Origin of the sequence: Pseudomonas sp. LS1212 (assembly GCF_024741815.1) — a bacterium.
GTDB lineage: Bacteria > Pseudomonadota > Gammaproteobacteria > Pseudomonadales > Pseudomonadaceae > Aquipseudomonas.
The window spans coordinates 728,103-745,115 of the sequence record NZ_CP102951.1 but is presented as its reverse complement, the minus strand read 5'-3'; the positions used below and the strand labels follow the sequence as shown (position 1 = coordinate 745,115).

The 17,013-nt window shown below is 62.1% G+C and carries 14 protein-coding genes; 9 read left to right on the top strand and 5 right to left on the bottom strand.

Features of this window, described 5'->3' with window-relative positions:
- The 3 genes from NVV94_RS03345 to NVV94_RS03335 all read left to right on the top strand — a co-directional run bounded on the left by NVV94_RS03345 (position 1) and on the right by NVV94_RS03335 (position 3,575).
- On the top strand, positions 1–1,092 hold the full coding sequence (locus tag NVV94_RS03345; RefSeq protein ID WP_258445838.1) for a ferredoxin--NADP reductase: 1,092 nt from the start codon (positions 1–3) through the stop codon (positions 1,090–1,092).
- A 101-nt stretch (positions 1,093–1,193) separates the two neighbouring features.
- The gene (locus tag NVV94_RS03340) at positions 1,194–1,940 is read left to right on the top strand and encodes an SDR family NAD(P)-dependent oxidoreductase (RefSeq protein WP_258445837.1); all 747 of its coding nucleotides are present in this window, start codon (positions 1,194–1,196) and stop codon (positions 1,938–1,940) included.
- A 69-nt stretch (positions 1,941–2,009) separates the two neighbouring features.
- The gene (locus NVV94_RS03335; protein ID WP_258445836.1) at positions 2,010–3,575 is read left to right on the top strand and encodes a FadD3 family acyl-CoA ligase; all 1,566 of its coding nucleotides are present in this window, start codon (positions 2,010–2,012) and stop codon (positions 3,573–3,575) included.
- 123 nt (positions 3,576–3,698) lie between these two features.
- Here the strand turns inward: NVV94_RS03335 and NVV94_RS03330 are convergent, their stop codons facing one another.
- Positions 3,699–4,577, bottom strand: coding sequence for an SDR family NAD(P)-dependent oxidoreductase (locus tag NVV94_RS03330; RefSeq protein ID WP_258445835.1), 879 nt, complete (start codon positions 4,575–4,577; stop codon positions 3,699–3,701).
- Complete coding sequence (locus NVV94_RS03325; protein WP_258445834.1) at positions 4,574–6,316, bottom strand: FAD-dependent oxidoreductase; 1,743 nt, start codon at positions 6,314–6,316, stop codon at positions 4,574–4,576. Before NVV94_RS03325 ends, NVV94_RS03330 begins: the two co-directional genes overlap by 4 nt.
- A gap of 262 nt (positions 6,317–6,578) precedes the next feature.
- Between NVV94_RS03325 and NVV94_RS03320 the strand changes: the two genes are divergently transcribed.
- Genes NVV94_RS03320 through NVV94_RS03310 form a run of 3 tightly spaced genes read left to right on the top strand, consistent with a single transcriptional unit; the run spans position 6,579 to position 10,568 of the window.
- Positions 6,579–8,156 carry a DUF1302 domain-containing protein gene (locus NVV94_RS03320; RefSeq protein WP_258445833.1) on the top strand — a complete coding sequence of 526 codons (1,578 nt, stop codon included), beginning with the start codon at positions 6,579–6,581 and terminating at the stop codon, positions 8,154–8,156.
- A 23-nt stretch (positions 8,157–8,179) separates the two neighbouring features.
- Entirely contained in the window at positions 8,180–9,562 is a 1,383-nt protein-coding gene (locus NVV94_RS03315; RefSeq protein WP_258445832.1) for a DUF1329 domain-containing protein, read from the top strand.
- 55 nt (positions 9,563–9,617) lie between these two features.
- The gene (locus NVV94_RS03310; RefSeq protein WP_258445831.1) at positions 9,618–10,568 is read left to right on the top strand and encodes a 5'/3'-nucleotidase SurE; all 951 of its coding nucleotides are present in this window, start codon (positions 9,618–9,620) and stop codon (positions 10,566–10,568) included.
- A 120-nt stretch (positions 10,569–10,688) separates the two neighbouring features.
- Here NVV94_RS03310 and NVV94_RS03305 read toward each other — a convergent pair whose 3' ends face one another.
- From NVV94_RS03305 to NVV94_RS03295, 3 genes are read right to left on the bottom strand one after another with little or no spacing between them, the layout of a single operon-like run.
- Positions 10,689–11,816 (bottom strand): 3,4-dihydroxy-2-butanone-4-phosphate synthase, encoded by a 1,128-nt coding sequence (locus NVV94_RS03305; RefSeq protein WP_258445830.1) that lies wholly within the window; start codon positions 11,814–11,816, stop codon positions 10,689–10,691.
- Positions 11,813–12,739 carry an alpha/beta hydrolase gene (locus tag NVV94_RS03300; protein ID WP_258445829.1) on the bottom strand — a complete coding sequence of 309 codons (927 nt, stop codon included), beginning with the start codon at positions 12,737–12,739 and terminating at the stop codon, positions 11,813–11,815. The genes NVV94_RS03305 and NVV94_RS03300 overlap by 4 nt, the downstream gene beginning before the upstream one ends.
- A complete protein-coding gene (locus tag NVV94_RS03295; RefSeq protein ID WP_258445828.1) occupies positions 12,726–13,565 on the bottom strand; it encodes an SDR family NAD(P)-dependent oxidoreductase in 840 nt (279 codons plus the stop codon). Before NVV94_RS03295 ends, NVV94_RS03300 begins: the two co-directional genes overlap by 14 nt.
- Before the next feature lie 189 nt (positions 13,566–13,754).
- Here NVV94_RS03295 and NVV94_RS03290 point away from each other — a divergent pair, with 189 nt between their 5' ends.
- From NVV94_RS03290 to nudE, 3 genes are all read left to right on the top strand, one after another.
- On the top strand, positions 13,755–14,798 hold the full coding sequence (locus NVV94_RS03290) for an aromatic ring-hydroxylating dioxygenase subunit alpha (protein WP_258445827.1): 1,044 nt from the start codon (positions 13,755–13,757) through the stop codon (positions 14,796–14,798).
- Between the two features lie 126 nt (positions 14,799–14,924).
- Positions 14,925–16,055 (top strand): helix-turn-helix transcriptional regulator, encoded by a 1,131-nt coding sequence (locus tag NVV94_RS03285; protein ID WP_258445826.1) that lies wholly within the window; start codon positions 14,925–14,927, stop codon positions 16,053–16,055.
- Positions 16,056–16,287: 232 nt separating this feature from the next.
- Positions 16,288–16,836 carry an ADP compounds hydrolase NudE gene (gene nudE / locus NVV94_RS03280; protein WP_258445825.1) on the top strand — a complete coding sequence of 183 codons (549 nt, stop codon included), beginning with the start codon at positions 16,288–16,290 and terminating at the stop codon, positions 16,834–16,836.
- Positions 16,837–17,013 lie beyond the last annotated feature (177 nt).

The window sequence follows — 17,013 nt, the reverse complement described above, 5'->3', positions numbered from 1 at the left end:
ATGGGCACGCAACAGCTGAACCTGAACCCGGCTGAGCAATCGGCGAGCGGGAGTTACCGCCTGCAAGTCAGCGAGGTGATCATTGAGACCGCCGATGCCCGCTCGCTGGTGCTCGAAGTACCGGAACAGCTGCACGAGCGTTTTCGCTACAAGCCGGGACAGTTCTTGAGCTTTCGCGTGCCCTGCGCCGGCAAGCTGTTGACCCGCTGTTACTCCATGGCCAGCTCGCCGGTGTGCGATGCCAGGCCCAAGGTGACGATCAAACGGGTCGACGGCGGCCGGGTCTCGAACTGGATGAACCAGCAGGTGCAGGTCGGTGACTGGCTGGAAGTGCTGCCACCGGCCGGGCACTTCTATCTGGACGAGCGTCAAACGGACAGCGAAAAACCGCTGGTTCTCTTTGGTGGCGGTTCAGGCATCACACCGGTTTTCTCCATTCTCAAGTCGTCGCTGCAGACCAGTGCGCGACCGATCAAGCTTATCTACGCCAACCGCGACGAAGCCTCGGTGATTTTCCGCGACCAATTGCGCCAGCTCGCCAGGGACAACCCTGAGCAACTGGAAGTGGTGCACGTACTCGATTCCGTGCAGGGGTTTCTGACTGACGCGCAGGTGCGCCAACTGGTTCGCGGACACAGTGCCGGCGACTATTTCATTTGCGGTCCCGGCCCGTTCATGGACACCGTGGAGCGCACGCTGCTTGGCCTGGGCGAGGCCGCCGAGCGTATCCATGTCGAGCGCTTCGTTTCTCCGCCTGATCCTGATGAAGTGCAGGCGCAAGAAGCCCTGGCGCGCGCTGCAGCGGCCAACTCGGCGTGCGAGGCCTTGATCGTCGAGCTCGATGGTCATCGCCACGAGATTGCCTGTCGCCCTGGCGATACTCTCCTGCAGAGCTGCAAGGCCGCAGGCCTGGACGTCCCTTCGTCCTGCGAAGAAGGCTTTTGTGGTGCGTGCATGTGCACCATCCGGGAAGGCGAAACCCAATTGGCACGCAATGACGTGCTTAGTGCCAAGGAGCTGGCCGAGGGATGGACCCTGGCCTGCCAGAGCCGCCCGACCGGTGCCCGGGTATGGCTGAAGTTCCCGGACTAAAGCCGTTTAGCCAATAGTCTCAACGGACGATCACTCAAGGTTGACCCGGAGTTAGACTCGGCAACAGGAACATGGCCCACAACAATAAAAGAGGTTCAGTTATGGCTCGTTTGCAGAACAAGGTCGCGGTCGTCACAGGCGGTGCGTCGGGTATCGGCCTGGCATGCGTACGCCGCTTCGTCGCTGAAGGTGCGCAGGTTGTGGGGTTGGACATCGGCAATGCACCGGCGGATTTCCCTGGCCTGTTCATGACCCTGGACGTGCGCGATGAAGCGCAGGTCCAGCAGGTGATGAACGAAGTCATCAGCCGCTTCGGCCGCATCGATGTACTGGTCAACGCCGCCGGCGTCGCCGACCAGGGCAGCGTAACCCAGACCAGCACCGCCAGCTGGCAACGGGTACTGGACATCAACCTGACCGGCAGCATGCTCACCAGCAAGTACGTGCTGGCGCAGATGCAATCCCAGCGCAGCGGTTCGATCATCAATATCGGCTCGATCTTCGGCCTGCAGGGCTGCGACGGTAACGTCGCCTATAACGTCTCCAAGGGCGGGATCAATCAACTGACCCGCTCCATGGCCATCGACTACGGCTACGCCAATATCCGCGTCAACGGCCTGTGCCCGGGCCTGATCGAAACGCCGATGACCACCATGGTCCGCGAACAGGAAGCCTTCCACGCCTTCTTCGCTTCGCAACATATGCTCAACCGCTCCGGTCAACCGGAAGAGGTGGCCAACGTTGCGTTGTTCCTGGCCTCGGACGAGTCTTCCTTCGTCAGCGGGCAAATGATTGCGGTCGATGGCGGTTTCTCCGCCGGTCGCCGTTTCGCTCCGCCCGCCGCCTGAGTGCGCCTCCGGCCGGGCGCACTGCCCGGCCTTTTCCCTTCCGTATTCATCCTCTGCTGAGGAGGCACCATGCCGCCCGTCGAAAACGCTCTGACCATCGCGCAATTGTTCGCCAACGCAGCCCTGGCCTATGGCGACAGCCTGGCCATCGACGACGCGGGGCGACGAATCAGCTACCGGCAACTCGATCAACTGCGCCAGCAGGCCGCCCGTGCCCTGCTGGCGCTGAACGTGCAGGCCGGGGACCGAGTGGCCGTCTGGGCGCCGAACATCTGGGAATGGATCGTCGCCGCCGGCGCCTTGCAGAGTATCGGCGCCGCCCTGGTGCCGCTCAATACGCGGATGAAGGGGACCGAAGCTGGCTATATCTTGCGCGAGAGCGGCACCAGCGTACTGTTCGTCATCGGTGAATTCCTCGGTACCGATTACCCGCGCATGCTGGCAGCGGAAGATCTGCCGGACCTGCGCCGCATCGTCAGCCTGCGCGGCAGCGGGCCGGACACGTTGGCCTGGGACGATTTTCTCGCCCTTGCCGCCGAGGTTCCCGAGGCCGCCCTGCAAACCCGAGAGCAGGGCGTTGGGCCGCACGCACTGTCCGATCTGCTGTTCACTTCAGGCACCACCGGCAAGCCCAAGGGCGTCATGACCCAGCATGGGCAAAACCTGCGCATTGTGCGGGACTGGAGTGAAGTGGTCGGCCTGCGCGAGGGCGATCGCTACCTGATCGTCAATCCGTTCTTCCATTCCTTTGGCTACAAGGCCGGTTGGCTGGCAGCGCTGATGCGCGGCTGCACCATCGTGCCGCAGCAGGTATTCGATGTGCAGGCCGTGCTCGAGTGCGTGCAGCGTGAACGCATCACGGTACTGCCCGGGCCACCGACCCTCTATCAATCACTGCTCGCCCATCCGCAACGCGGTGAGTACGATCTGTCCTCGCTGCGGGTGGCCGTGACCGGGGCAGCGGCGATTCCTGTGGAAATGGTCCGGCGCATGCGCGACGAGCTGGGCTTTGCCACCATCGTCACCGCCTACGGCCTCACCGAAGTCTGTGGCTTTGCCACCATTTGCCGTCCCGGCGATTCGCCGGAGCGGGTCGCCACCACCAGTGGTCGCGCGATGCCAGGCGTCGAGGTCCGCTGCGTGAGCAACACTGGCCGAACCCAACCGGCCAACGTGCCCGGCGAAGTGCTGATACGCGGCTACAACCTGATGCTGGGCTATCTCAACGACCCGCATGCCAGCCAGGAAATTCTCGATGCCGAGGGCTGGCTGCATACCGGCGACATCGGGGTGCTCGACGAAGACGGCTACCTGCGCATCACCGACCGCCTCAAGGACATGTTCATCACTGGCGGCTTCAACGTCTATCCGGCGGAGATCGAGCAGTGCCTGCTGCACTACCCGGGCGTTGCCCAGGCGGCGGTGATCGGTATTCCCGACGAACGCATGGGTGAGGTGGCCATGGCCTTCCTGCTGCCGGCGCCAGGCCAGGTAATCGATCAGGTGCAGTTCATCGCCTGGTGTCGGGAACAGATGGCCAACTACAAGGTGCCGCGTCGGGTGCAGGTGCTGGAGGCCATGCCGCTGAATGCGGCGGGCAAGGTGACCAAGAATGCGTTGCGCGAGTTGGTTTAGATCTGCTCTGCCTTGAGGGCCCTATCGCTGGCAAGCCAGCTCCCACAGTGGCCCAGGTTGTTCACACTTGGTGCGGCAAGCCTGGCCCTTTGTGGGAGCTGGCTTGCCAGCGATGAGGCAGGCTCAAGTCACCCGAGCAGGATGCTGCAATCGCGGATCCCCCAGCATCGCCCGATGCGAAGGCGGCTGGCGCCCCTCGGCCTCACTGATCCCATACCCCGGCGCAATCTCGGCAGTAATCAACGTCTGCCCTGAATACTCCATCAACTGCGGATCATTGAGCAGCGCATGAATCACCCGGCCATTGAACTCCGGGGTTTCCGCGTGGGCCAAAAAGGCCTTGTACTGCTCACCATGCTGCTCACCGGCAATGCGCGTGCGTTCAGTCAGTTGCGGACCGAGCCAGAGTGACAGCGCAGCCACCCCACGGTTTTCGAAATCGATGGCCATGTCTGCCGCCAACTTGTCGCAGCCGGCTTTCTGCGCGCCATAAGCCGGCCCGTGCATATAGCAACCGGCGCCGAACGACGAAGTAAAACACACTAGTGCACGCTCGCTGCGCAGCAGCAGCGGTGCGGCATGGTAACTGGCGACATAAGCCGAGCGCAGCCCGACATCGAGAATGCGCACCAGGTCCAGCGGCTTTTCCCAGAACGGTCCCGGCTCGATCAACTGGTCATGGATAAAGGCTGCATTGTTGACCAGCAAATCCAGGTGCCCGCACTCGCGCTCGACCTGGGCGAACAGCGCCTGCACCTGGGCATCGTCGCCATGGTCACAGATTACGGCGATGCCACGGCCACCGGCAGCGGTAATAGCCGCTGCCGTCTCTTGCAGCGAACCGTTGAGGGCACGCCCATACAAGTTAGAACCACCTTGCTCCGGGGCACGCCCGGTGACATAGACGGTCATGCCAGCGGCGCCGAGCGCCAGGGCGATGCCCTGGCCGACACCACGGCTGGCGCCGGTAACGACGGCAACCTGACTGCGTTCTGTATTCATCTGCTACTCCTGGACAAGGCCTTGGCCGGTTGGCTCTGGCACTGGTTCTTGATGTGATTGGCGGCCCGGTAGCCGAAGGTCATTGCCGGACCAATGGTGGAGCCGGCCCCTGGATACGTTCGGCCCATCATCGAGGCGGCGCTGTTGCCGATCGCGTACAGGCCAGCGATCGGCTGCCCGTTTTCATGCAGCACACGGGCATGCACATCGGTCAGCAGGCCACCCTTGGTGCCGATGTCGCCGGCATCGATGCGGACCGCGTAGAACGGTCCCTTGAGCAATGGCGCCAAGCAAGGATTGGGTTGCACATTGGGGTCGCCGTAATAGCGATCGAACAACGAATCACCCTTGCGAAAATCTTCATCGACACCCCGCACCGCCATGCCATTGAAGCGCTGCACGCTACGCGACAGGCCTGCGGCATCGACGCCGATTTTCGCTGCCAGCGCCGGCAGGCTGGAGGCCTTGTGAAAGTAGTCGCGCAGATGTTTGGGCAATTGCCAATCACGCTGGGCATAACCCGGCAGCAATGCACCACAGGGGTATTTGCGACGGAACTCGGCGTCGAACACCATCCAGCACGGCACGCTTACCGCACCTTCACGGTTGTTGGCGTACATCGCGTAGACGATATCGGTGTAAGGCGCAGCCTCGTTGACGAAGCGCTCGCCAGCGGAGTTGACCAGGATGCAGCCAGGCAAGGTGCGCTCGACAAACAACGCACGCTGTTTCTCCTCGCCCTGCACATGGGTCGTTGGTGCCCACCAACTGTGGCTCATCAATGCCGTGCGGGCACCAATGGCCTGCCCTGCCCGTATGCCGTCGCCGGTATTGTTCGGTGGCGTTGCACTCCAGCTCGATTGCGAAGGCTGCGGATGGTACTGCGCGCGCATCGCCTGGTTACGCTCGAAACCACCGGCAGCGACGATCACGCCATGACGCGCCTTGATGTTGAACGTCTGCCCGTCGCGACAAACTCGCGCACCGCCGACCCGCTCGCCGACGATGATCAGCTCTTGCAGCGAACAGTTGAACCAGAGCGGCGACCCACGGTCGAGCAAAGAGCAACGCAGTGCACCGATCAAGGCGTTGCCCAGAGTCAGGAAGCGATCGCGGCGCGACAATTTTCGCCCTTCGCGGTCACGCCAGTAACGCCACATCACGCGCAAGGTCAGCCCCAGCCAACCCTTGCCCCGGCAGAGCAAGACTTGTGCTTCCTTCATGGTCATAGCCATGCGCCCCATCATCAAGGTGCCGGGTGAAGGTGCACGCATGCGCAGGAATTCTTCGCCCAGCGCGGCGGCGTCGAACGGCTTGGGGTCCATGGAGCGGTAGCCCGGTTTGCCGCCGGCCACCTCAGGGTAGTAATCGGCATATTTGGGTTGCGCTTCAAAGTGCACACGGGTGTGCTGTTCGAGGTACTCGACCATCTCGCGGCCATGTTCGACATAGGCCTCGATGCGCCCGTCGTCGATCTCGCCGTGGGTCACGGCCTTGATATAGGCGATCGCCTCCTCGGCTGAATCGCTGCCGCCAAGGGCACTGATACGGTGATTATTGGGGATCCAGATGCCGCCACCGGACACCGCCGAAGTGCCACCGTATTCGGCGCTCTTTTCAATCACCAATGCATTGAGGCCAAGATCGTGGGCGCGCAGCGCGGCGGTCATCCCGCCCGCCCCCGAGCCGATCACCAACACATCGCAGCATTCATCCCATTTGATCTCGGCATCATTCATGCGATCACCTCCCCTGCGGGCCAACTGACAAGAAGCCGCTATCGGCGCTTGGCCGGGTGCGGTCGTTGTCGGGATTGTTCGCCTCGCTCGCCTGGGTGGTCATCGTCCGATGGGACTAAGACGCAGCCGTGCGCGCCACACAAATATTGCTTAGTCCGCTTGGACGATGTTGCGCCTGGCGCGTGACTCCATAGTCGCCCCAGCTTCACTTCCCAACCCTGAACTGCAGGTCGGGCTGGCCTGACCGCGGCATGAGGACGACATGATAAAAACAACAATCGCCCCACAACCACTTAACACTTGCATACGCATGGCCATGCTGTTGCTGGCGGGGGGGCTGGGTAGCCAGGCCAGCGCAATGTCTTTTCAACCGAGCGACGACCTCAGCGTCGATTGGGATACCACGCTGACTTACAGCCTGGCCTGGCGTACCGAAGACCGCGATCACAAATTGGTCGCCAACGCCAACGGCAACGACGGCGACAACGCCTTCGACAAAGGCAGCCTGATCAACAACCGCGCAGGCTTTCTGACCGAAGCCAACATCAAGTGGCGTACCGATTACGGCATGTTCATTCGTGCGGCGGGCTTCTACGACAACGTCTACGACCAGGGCAATGACAACAACACCGGCACTTCGAACTGCTTCGCCGGTGGCATCTGCAGCCGTGCCGACCGCTTCGCCCAGGACACCATCGACCAGCACCGCGACGACTTGCGCCTGCTCGACGCTTACGTCTATGGCAACTGGGACGTCGGTGGGCACAGCCTCAACGTGCGCGCTGGCGATCAGGTCGTGAGCTGGGGTGAAAGCTTGTTCTACCCTGGCATCTCTGCCGCGCAGAGCCCGGTGGATGCGACCAAGTCGACTACCCCCGGGGTCGAGGTCAAGGAGATCCTGCTGCCGGTCGGCCAGATCTTCGGCCAGTTCAGCCTGACCGATGCCCTCGATGTGCAGGCCTACTACCAATACAAGTGGGAGAAGACCGAACTGTTCGGTGTCGGCAGCTACTTCTCCACCACCGACTTCATCGACGAGGGCGGCTTTAACGACTCCACCGGCTTCCTGACCCGTCTCAAGGACGACAAGCCCAGCGACAGCGGCCAGTACGGTCTGGCCTTCACCTACTCGGCCGAGTCGCTGAACAACACCGAGTTCGGCGTCTACTACTCGCGCTACCACGACAAGACCCCGTCGCTGGATTTCCAAAGTGACCTGGGCCGCTACCGGGTGCGTTACTTCGACAAGATCGACCAATACGGCGCCAGCTTCTCGACCGTGCTGGGCTCCACCAGCATCGCCGGTGAAGTCAGCTACCGCGACGGTGCGTCGGTCATGGTCGACAACGGTTTCTCCAGCCCCGTTCGCGGCGAGACCCTGCAAAGCCAGGTCTCGATGATTCACGTGGTTGGCCCTACATCCTGGGCAGACAACACCACCCTGGTCGGCGAGCTGGTCTACAACACCGTGCTCGACAACGACGAGTCTGCGCCGGTGACCCTGGCGCCAGGTTTCACACTGCCGGGTACCGACAGCCTGGTCTACGACCGCGATGCCTGGGGTTACACCGTGCAGGCGACCTTCGACTACAACAACGTGTTCAGCGGTTGGGACATGTCTGTGCCGGTCACCTACAGCACTGCCGCGCAGCACGACAGTGCCCTGGTCGGTTCGATCAACTCCGGCCAGGGCGACGACCGCGCGAGCATCGGCAGCTCTTGGCGCTACCTCGGCAACTTCACCGTGGAGGCCCGTTACAACGCTTACCTTGGCAACGCCAACAATGCCCCCCTGGCTGACCGCGACAACGTCGCCCTCAACTTCAAGTACCGGTTCTGAAGCCCCTGATGGAGGAGCACAGCATGTCTAGAATCACCCACACATGGTTGCGCACTACCCTGGCCGTGGCCCTGCTCGGCAGCAGCCTGGCTCTGCAGGCCAAAGTCAGCAACGACGAAGCCGCTCGCCTGGGTCAGGACCTGACCCCGATCGGCGCCGAAAAAGCCGGCAACGCCGACGGCAGCATTCCAGCCTGGAGTGGCAAATGGCGCGGCCTGCCGCCGCAGCTCAAATTCGCCGGCGCCGGCACGCCTTACCCGGACCCGTACGCCGCTGAAAAACCACTGTTCACGATCACCGCCCAAAACATGGACCAGTACGCCGCCAATCTCACCGATGGTCAAAAAGCACTGCTCAAACGCTATCCGGACTCGTTCAAGATGCCGGTGTACCCAAGCCATCGCGACTTCCGTCTCGATCAGATCAGTGAAGAGAACATCAAGAAAAACGCCGTCAACGCGGAAGTCACCAACGACGGCAACGACACCAGCAACGCCTTCGGTGCCTCGCCCTTCCCGATTCCGAAGAGCGGCAACGAACTGATCTTCAACCACACCATGCAAGGGCGCGCCAAGACCGAAGAGGCCGTGTACCAGCAGGCAGTGATCTATCCCGACAAAAACCGGGTGATGGAAAAGGTGGACTACAAGATTTTTTCGGTGTGGTCCGACCCGCAGAAAACCCTGGATACGTCCGGTGGCATCCTCTCGAACTTTTTGCTCACCACCCTGGAGCCGGTACGCAAAAAGGGTGAGATCGTCGTAGGTCACGAGTTCATCAACGCCACCGCCGAACCTCGACAAGCCTGGCAATACACCCCTGGCCAACGCCGCGTACGCCGCGCGCCTACCGTCGGCTACGATTCGCCAAGCGGTGCGGGAGGCTTCCGGGTCTATGACGAAGACCGCTTGTTCAACGGCGCGCCGGACCGCTACAACTGGTCCATCGTCGGCAAGAAAGAGGTCTATATCCCGTACAACAACTACAAGGTCGACGATCCAACCGTGACCCCCGACCAGGTCCTGTCCACCACAGGTCACATCAATCCGGAGGTCATGCGCTACGAGAAACACCGCGTGTGGGTGCTGCAGGCCACGCTCAAGCCCAACGCACGGCATATTTATGCCAAGCGGGTGATTTACCTCGACGAGGACAGCTGGGCAGCCACTCTGGCCGACAACTACGACAGCCGTGGGCAACTGTGGCGCACCAACATGCAAACCTCGATCTACGCCTACGACATCGAGCGCTTCCATGCCCGCCTCGGCATCTACCACGACCTGATCGCAGGCTCTTACCTGGTTGACCGCATGCTGGTCGATCAAAAACCTGCCAAGCTCAATGCCAGCAATTTCGTCGACGACGACTTCACCGCCGGCAACCTGCGCAAGCTCGGTACTCGCTAAACCTCGCCGCCCCGGCCGACTCGTTCGGCCGGGGTGCGAACCCTCGGAGACACCCATGAATAAACTGCTCACTGGCGTTATCGCCGTAGCCAGTGCCGGCCTCACGCTGCAGGCCAATGCCTTGAATATCCTCCTGACCAACGATGATGGCTGCCGCGCCCCGGGCATCAATGCGATGTACCAGGCGCTGAGTGCTGCCGGTCATCAAGTGACACTGGTCGGCCCATTGAACGACAGCAGTGGCATCAGCGCCGCCAGCGTGGTCAGCCCCGGGCAAGCCCTGGCCGTCACCGAACTTGAAGCGCACAAATTCTGCGTCGGCCCACCTGAGGGTTATGCCCCGCCCGCGGGCAAGACCTCCGCCATCGGTACACCGGTGGATGCAGTCAACGTTGGCCTTGATGTGTTGCTCAAGGACAACCGGCCGGACCTGGTGGTATCGGGCACCAATTTTGGCGAGAACGTCGGCCCCCTGACGCAAATGTCCGGCACCCTCAACGCTGCCGTACGCGCCATGTTCAAGGGCGTACCGGCGGTGGCGGTATCTACTGCGATCGACATGGATCTGATCATGCGCGATCAGAAAGCCGGTTACCGCAAAACCCTCGACGCCATGGACGATACCGCGCAGTTCGCGGTGAAGGTTATCCAGAAGGCAGTTGCTGCAGGTGCACAATCCAAGGGCCAACTGAACGTCCTCGGTTTGCCGGGCACCAGCGGATTGAATATCAACTATCCCGCCCTCGCTGCATCCGAAGTCAAAGGCGTCAGTTATGCCCCGATTGGCACCTGGGACCGGGTCAACTTCACATCTCAGCGCGGGGCCGATGGCATCGTGCGCGCCAATCTGGTTGCGCCTCCGACGCCGACTGCCGAACAGCAGCAGGCCGATGCTTATCAGCTGTGGCTGGGGTATGCGGTGATTACGGTGATCGATGGCAGCATGACGGCGCCTGGGACGTTGCAAGACCAGGCGCGGGACATATTGCAGGGCATCAACCCCTGATCAGCTATCGCTAGCGACCGCTTGCGCGGTCGATCGCGATATAGTCAACCCCCTCCTCCATCGCCCGGCGCATGGCACACCGGGCCGAAGCGTTTTGCCAAGGCGTGAGGCATGAGGTGCTTACTCCGGTCGGGATTGAAAAGGGACAAACTCCGCCACTTCCAAATCAAAGCCCGACACCGCCTTGTAAGGAACCGGCGAGCTGAGCAGACGCATCTTGCGAACATTCAGATCGCGCAGAATCTGCGCACCGACACCCAGCGTTCGCTGTGGAAACCGCGGTGGCCGTGGCTTGCCGCCGCTGCGCTGGCGCAACTGTTCGAGCACCCCTTCCGGGGTTTCCTGCTGCGCCAGCAACACCACCACGCCGCAGCCGGCCGCAGCGATGCTGGCCAGCGAGCGCTCCAGGTTCCACTGCTGCGGCCCACCTTCGGTCTCGCAACCCAGTACATCGCGCAGCGTCTCGATGCTTTGTACCCGTACCAGCGTCGCTTCGCTACTTTGGATGCGACCTTTGACCAGCGCCAGGTGCAGGAGGCCCTGATAGGTGTCCTGGTAGGTCGTGACCTGGAATTCGCCGTGGCGGGTGTGCAAGGGATAGACGCCCGAGCGCTGGATGGTCCCTTCGTGACAGATACGGTAGTGGATCAGGTCGGCAATACTGCCGATGCGAAGCCCATGTTGCCTGGCGAATGTATGCAACTCAGCCCCCCGCGCCAGCTCGCCCTCTTCATTGAGGATGCTCACCAGGGTTGCCGCCGGTTGCAGGCCGGCCAGCCGGGTCAGGTCACAGGCGGCTTCGACATGCCCTGCCCGCTGCATGACGCCACCGGGCAGTGCCTGCACCGGAAAGATATGGCCGGGCTGGACCAGGTCGCTGGGCCCACTGCTCGGGGCGACCGCAACCTGAATCGAACGCGCCCGGTCGGCAGCCGAGATCCCCGTCGACACACCCGTCGCCGCTTCGATCGAACGGGTGAAGCCCATACCATGCGGCGCCCTTGAGTTCGGCACCATCAAATCGAGCCCGAGCAGGCGACAGCGTTGCTCGGTCAGGGCCAGGCAAATCAGACCGCGCGCCTGCACGGCCATGAAGGTCACAGCGGTGGCATCGACGTGCTCGGCCGCCATCAGCAATGAGCCTTCGCCATTGTGCTCGTCATCGGTAATCACCACTTTCGCGCCGGCACGCAGGGCTTCGATCAGCTGTGGCACGCTGTCGAACTGCAGACTCGCCGCGCCGTTCAATTGAGTGCCCTGCGAACATCGGCGGCAGCGGCGGCCAATGCGTCTGCGGCGCGCGCGACAAACGGCGCCATGCTGATAAAACCGTGAACCATGCCATCGCAACGCTCGATGCGGGTTAGCACGCCGGCCTCCTGCAAGCGATGGGCGAACGCCTCGCCCTCGTCACGCAAGGGATCGAACTCGGCGGTGATCAAGGTCGTTGCGGGCAGCCCGGCAAGCGAACCGGCACGCAGCGCAGAGGCCAAGGGATCGTCGACCTGTGCAGGATTTTCCAGATACTGGCTCCAGAACCAGGCCATCATTGCCCGCGAAAGTAGATAGCCTTCAGCAAAGGCCTGGTAAGACCCGCTGTCGCAACCACCATCGGTCACCGGGTAAAACAGGCACTGGTAACTGATCTTCGGCACCTGCCGTTGCGCTGCCAGACGGCTCACGGCAATGGCCAGATTCCCCCCGGCGCTGTCACCGGCAACGGCCAGGCGGCTACCATCGACACCCAGTTCCGTGGCGTGTTCGACCAGCCAGCAGGTGGCCGCGTAGCAATCGAGCGGTGCCGCCGGAAACCTGGCTTCCGGTGCCAGCCGGTAAGCAATCGAAACAACCACTGCACCGGTTTGCCTTGCCAGGGAACGACAAAGATTGTCATGGGTATCAAGGGTGCCGATGACAAAACCACCGCCATGGAAAAACACCAGCAGCGGCAGGTTTTCCTCATTCACTGGCCGGTACAGGCGCGCATCCAGCTCGCCCGCAGCACCTGCGACGCGCAGCTCGCGAACCTCGGCCATCGCCTCGCCCGGAATGGGCGGCAACATGTTGTCGGCGAACTGGCGATACTGCGCGGCGTCGAGCTGGCTGTAATCGGGCTCCGGCACAGCGCTGAACTGCTGGAGCACGGCAGCGACCTGGCTATCGAGCGGCATGGGCGTCTCCTTGTACGTCGATCATCTGAAACTGCGGGTTGGTTTCTTCGAGAATGCTCTGCACGCGCCGCTCGAGCGCTGGTTTGAAGTCTTTGTGCGGAAGGATCCAGAAGCGCTTTTCATCAATGGCAGCGAACACCTGCGCCGCCAGCTCCAGAGGGGTCATGCCCTGGCGGATGCTGCTATCGAGCAATTGGCTGAACGATGAGCCGGCCTCACCCACGGTCTGGTTCGAGGCCATGATTTCGCTGGCTACCGGCCCTGGGCAAAGCACCGAGACCGATACGGTCGCTGCAAGCATGGCCAATTCGTAATGCAGCGTTTCCGACAGTGCGACCACTGCCTGCTTGGTAACGTTGTATGGCGCCATCAGCGGGCTGCTGACCAGGCCGGCAAGCGAGGCGGTGTTGATCACGTGCGCCGCCCGCCCCTGTTGCAGGAGCAGTGGCACGAAAACGCGAACCCCGTTGATGACCCCCAGCAGGTTGACGTTGAGCATGCGTTGCCATTGTTGCGGGCTGATTTCCCAGCTGAACCCGGTTTGCATCACTCCCGCGTTGTTGAACAGCAAATCGACGCTGCCAAACCGCTCCAGGGCGGTATCGCGCAAGCGCTCGACCTGCGCGATATCACCGACATCGGTGACACAGGCAATCGCCTGCGCGCCCGCTGCCCGCAACTGCTCGCAGAGCACTTGCAGGCCCACGGCATCCACATCGGCGAGTACCAGACGCATACCCACGCTCGCTGCGTGCTCGGCCAGCCCTCGGCCAATACCGCTGGCGGCACCGGTGATTACCGCTACCCGCCCCAGTTCACTGTTCATCGCCCACTCCTGCCATTGGTCCAATGGCACCAGTAGAGCCGCCATCAGTTAACCGGCCATCGTCCATTCAGACGATGCCCTCCTGCGCAGGGGCGGCAGAATCCATTACGTGCATTAAAGCTACCCGCCGACTTGCCTGAGTCAGAGCCCGAGGTAGCCCAACCCGTGATACCTCCGGAGAACAACAAGATGAGTACCCTGCACCGCATCGAAACGAAACTGCTGGAAGACCGTTATGCCCGTGGCTGGCACTGCCTGGGCCTGGCCGCGCAATACCGCGACGGCAAGGCGCACCGCCTGGACGTGTTCGGCACCCGCCTGGTGGCCTTCCAGGGCGATGACGGGCAGCTGAACATCCTCGACGGCTATTGCCCGCACATGGGCGCCGACCTCAGTTCCGGCTGTGTCGAAGGCAATTCGATCCGTTGCCCTTTCCATGCCTGGCGCTGGGGCGCCGATGGCGTCTGCGATGACATTCCCTATGCCAAACGCATTCCACCAAGGGCCAAGGTCAAAAGCTGGCCGATCATGGAAGAGAACCAGTTGCTGTTCGTCTGGAACGACCCTGAAGGCAACCCGCCGATCGCCGAGCAGCGCATCCCACGCATCGACGCCTGCTTCAGCGACGAATGGGCCGCCTGGGAAGTCGCCGAGCTGCAAATCGGGACCAACTGCCGCGAATTGATCGACAACATCGCCGACATGGCGCACTTCGGCACGGTGCATGGCGCCCCGGTCGAAGAGTTCAGCAACGTCTTCGCGGGCCATTTGGCCACCCAGATCATGCGCGCGCGCAGTGAGCGCCTGTCCGGTGACAGCGTGCTGAGCACTGAGGCGACCTACTTCGGCCCGGCCTATCAGATCACCGAAATGAACGGCGCGATGAACGGCCAGGAAATTCATTCGATCCTGCTCAACTGCCACGTGCCGATCGACCTCAACAGCTTCACCCTGCGCTACGGCGTGCTGGTGAAAAAGATCCCGGGGCTCAGCGAAGAGCAGAACCAGGCGATGGCCAAGGCCTATGTGCAGCAGGCGCAAGAGGCTTTCTACGAAGACGTGGCCATCTGGCACAGCAAGACCCGGGTCGACAACCCGCTGCTGTGCGACGGCGACGGCCCGGTGTATCAACTGCGCCGCTGGTACGAGCATTTCTACACCGACGTCGCTGCGCTGCCGGTCGATGTCGAAGAAACCAAGCGTTTTGTCGTGCGCGCCAGCGAGCGCGTCTGACACCAGCGCCAGGGCCTGACAGGAACCCTTGCCGCCTGTCAGGCCTTGAGCCAGAGCGTTGCGCTGAGTCGATGCGGCGCTTATTCTCGGCCATCGCCAACGCTAATAATAAAAACGGTTCTTCCTATGCAGCAGTCCCTCAGCCTCGAGACATTCAGTGAATTGGTCGGCAACCTCTATCAGGGGCCGCTGGAGAACGTTCCCTGGGCAACCTTTCTCAACCAGCTCAATGTGCACCTGGACAGCAAGTACGTGACCTTCATCCTGCGTCCGCCGAGCGCGCACGTGGACGGGCTGATGGTCAACACCACCGGTACCTCGACCGAGGCGACCGCGTCGTACAACAAACACTTCTTCGCCCTCGATCCGTTCGTCGACCTGCCCAACCGTCAGGTCGCCACCCTGGCCGAGTTCATCTCCAACGATGATTTGCAAAACTCCGAGTTCTACAAGAGCTTCCTCGAGCCTGTGAATGTGTTCCATATCCTCGGTGCCGACATCAATACCTGCGACGGCGCCCAGTGCCGCATCCGTATCAGTCGCAGTAGCGATGACAAGGCCTTCGGCAACGAGGAAAAGGCCTTGCTGGCGCAATTCATCCCGCACCTGGAACGCTCGATCAAGATCCATATGCAACTCAACCGCATCGAGGCCGAGCGTAATCTCTACTCCGGCGCAGTGGACCAGATGGCGGTCGGCACCATCATCCTTGATGAAGCCGGCAAAGTGCTGCAGACCAACCAGGTCGCCGATCGCCTGATCCAGGAGAAGGACGGCATCAAGCTGGTCAATGACGGCCTGCAGGTCGGCACCGCGCGCGACACCCAGGAATTCCGCCGCCTGGTTAAACAGTCGCTGCTCTCGCAGAAAAGCAGCAACCCCTCGGTGGTTGAGGCCCTGCGCGTGCAACGGCCTTCCGGCCGCGCAGACCTGGGCATCATCGTGCGCTCGGTACCGCTGTCGGCCTGGAGCGAAGGCAAGCAATGCCCGACAGTGGTGATCTTCATCAGCGACCCGGAACAGCAATCCACCGCCCCGCAAGAGATCGTTCGTGCATTGTTCGACTTCACCCCGGCGGAAACCCAGCTGGCCATGTTGCTGGCCAACGGCCTGACCCTGGACGAAGCCTCCGAAGAACTGGGCATCAGCCGCAACACCTCGCGGGCGCACCTGCGTTCGACCTTCTCCAAGACCGGCGTGACCCGCCAGACCATGTTGGTACGCCTGATCCTGCGCAGCGTGGCGACCCTGGGCTGACCCCGCTCCTGCCCTTGTGGGAGCTGGCTTGCCAGCGATGGAATCACCGCGGTGGGTCAGATAGACCGCGTCGTCAGCATCGCTGGCAAGCCAGCTCCCACAGTGATTGGTGTTTAGCCGAGATTGCTTAGGTTAGCACCAGCTTCCACCTCGTCCGCTCGGACGATGGCGACCGCCATGTCACGGCGCACAGTGTAGGCATCCCAACCATCCCCACCGCGGGGGCCTGTACATGCGCAACTGTCCAACCATCCTCAAGACCGAACTACTGGCCCAAAGCGGCCATTTCCAGATCGAAGCCCTGCACCTGCAGTTCAGCAACGGTCAACAGCGCGTCTACGAGCGCTTGCGCGGGACCGGCTACCGCTCAGTGATGCTGGTGGCGATGCCCGATCCGTTGCATGTGTTGATGGTTCGCGAATACGCCGTGGGTGTGGAAAAGACGGTGCTGGGGCTGCCCAAGGGCGGTGCCGAACCGGATGAGGACTACCTGCAGGCGGCACAACGTGAACTCAGCGAAGAAGTCGGCCTGCGGGCCGCAAGACTCAGCGAGCTGGGCGAGTTGACCCTGGCGCCGGGTCATCTGTGTCATCGCTACCGGGTGGTACTGGCCGAAAACCTGAGCCCCTGTCAGCTGGATGGTGACGAACCCGAGCCGCTGGAGTGCATCCGCGTTCCCCTGGCGCAGATCCCCGAACTGGTCGCTTGTGGCCAATTGCATGAAGCCAGGGCGATTGCGGCGCTGTTCATGGCCATGGGTGCTCTGGCCCGGCGTGTGTGAGCCATTGATCGAACTGTGCCGCATATAGTCCGTTTGGACGAGGCCGCTCTGTGACGAAGGCAATAGGGTGATTTCACAACAATAAAATCAGCACCGAGGCCCGCCATGCGAATCCGTTCCTACGCCTTTGTAGTCATCCTTTGCGCCGGCAGCTCTGCAGGCCTGTGCCAATTACTC

Excerpts from the sequence above, each read along its gene's own strand:
- NVV94_RS03290 (WP_258445827.1), top strand. The coding sequence starts at position 13,755 with ATGAGTACCCTGCACCGCATCGAAACGAAACTGCTGGAAGACCGTTAT.
- nudE (WP_258445825.1), top strand. The coding sequence starts at position 16,288 with ATGCGCAACTGTCCAACCATCCTCAAGACCGAACTACTGGCCCAAAGC.
- NVV94_RS03325 (WP_258445834.1), bottom strand. The coding sequence starts at position 6,316 with ATGAATGATGCCGAGATCAAATGGGATGAATGCTGCGATGTGTTGGTG.
- NVV94_RS03345 (WP_258445838.1), top strand. The coding sequence starts at position 1 with ATGGGCACGCAACAGCTGAACCTGAACCCGGCTGAGCAATCGGCGAGC.
- NVV94_RS03300 (WP_258445829.1), bottom strand. The coding sequence starts at position 12,739 with ATGCCGCTCGATAGCCAGGTCGCTGCCGTGCTCCAGCAGTTCAGCGCT.
- NVV94_RS03295 (WP_258445828.1), bottom strand. The coding sequence starts at position 13,565 with ATGAACAGTGAACTGGGGCGGGTAGCGGTAATCACCGGTGCCGCCAGC.
- NVV94_RS03310 (WP_258445831.1), top strand. The coding sequence starts at position 9,618 with ATGAATAAACTGCTCACTGGCGTTATCGCCGTAGCCAGTGCCGGCCTC.
- NVV94_RS03315 (WP_258445832.1), top strand. The coding sequence starts at position 8,180 with ATGTCTAGAATCACCCACACATGGTTGCGCACTACCCTGGCCGTGGCC.
- NVV94_RS03285 (WP_258445826.1), top strand. The coding sequence starts at position 14,925 with ATGCAGCAGTCCCTCAGCCTCGAGACATTCAGTGAATTGGTCGGCAAC.
- NVV94_RS03335 (WP_258445836.1), top strand. The coding sequence starts at position 2,010 with ATGCCGCCCGTCGAAAACGCTCTGACCATCGCGCAATTGTTCGCCAAC.
- NVV94_RS03330 (WP_258445835.1), bottom strand. The coding sequence starts at position 4,577 with ATGAATACAGAACGCAGTCAGGTTGCCGTCGTTACCGGCGCCAGCCGT.
- NVV94_RS03320 (WP_258445833.1), top strand. The coding sequence starts at position 6,579 with ATGATAAAAACAACAATCGCCCCACAACCACTTAACACTTGCATACGC.
- NVV94_RS03340 (WP_258445837.1), top strand. The coding sequence starts at position 1,194 with ATGGCTCGTTTGCAGAACAAGGTCGCGGTCGTCACAGGCGGTGCGTCG.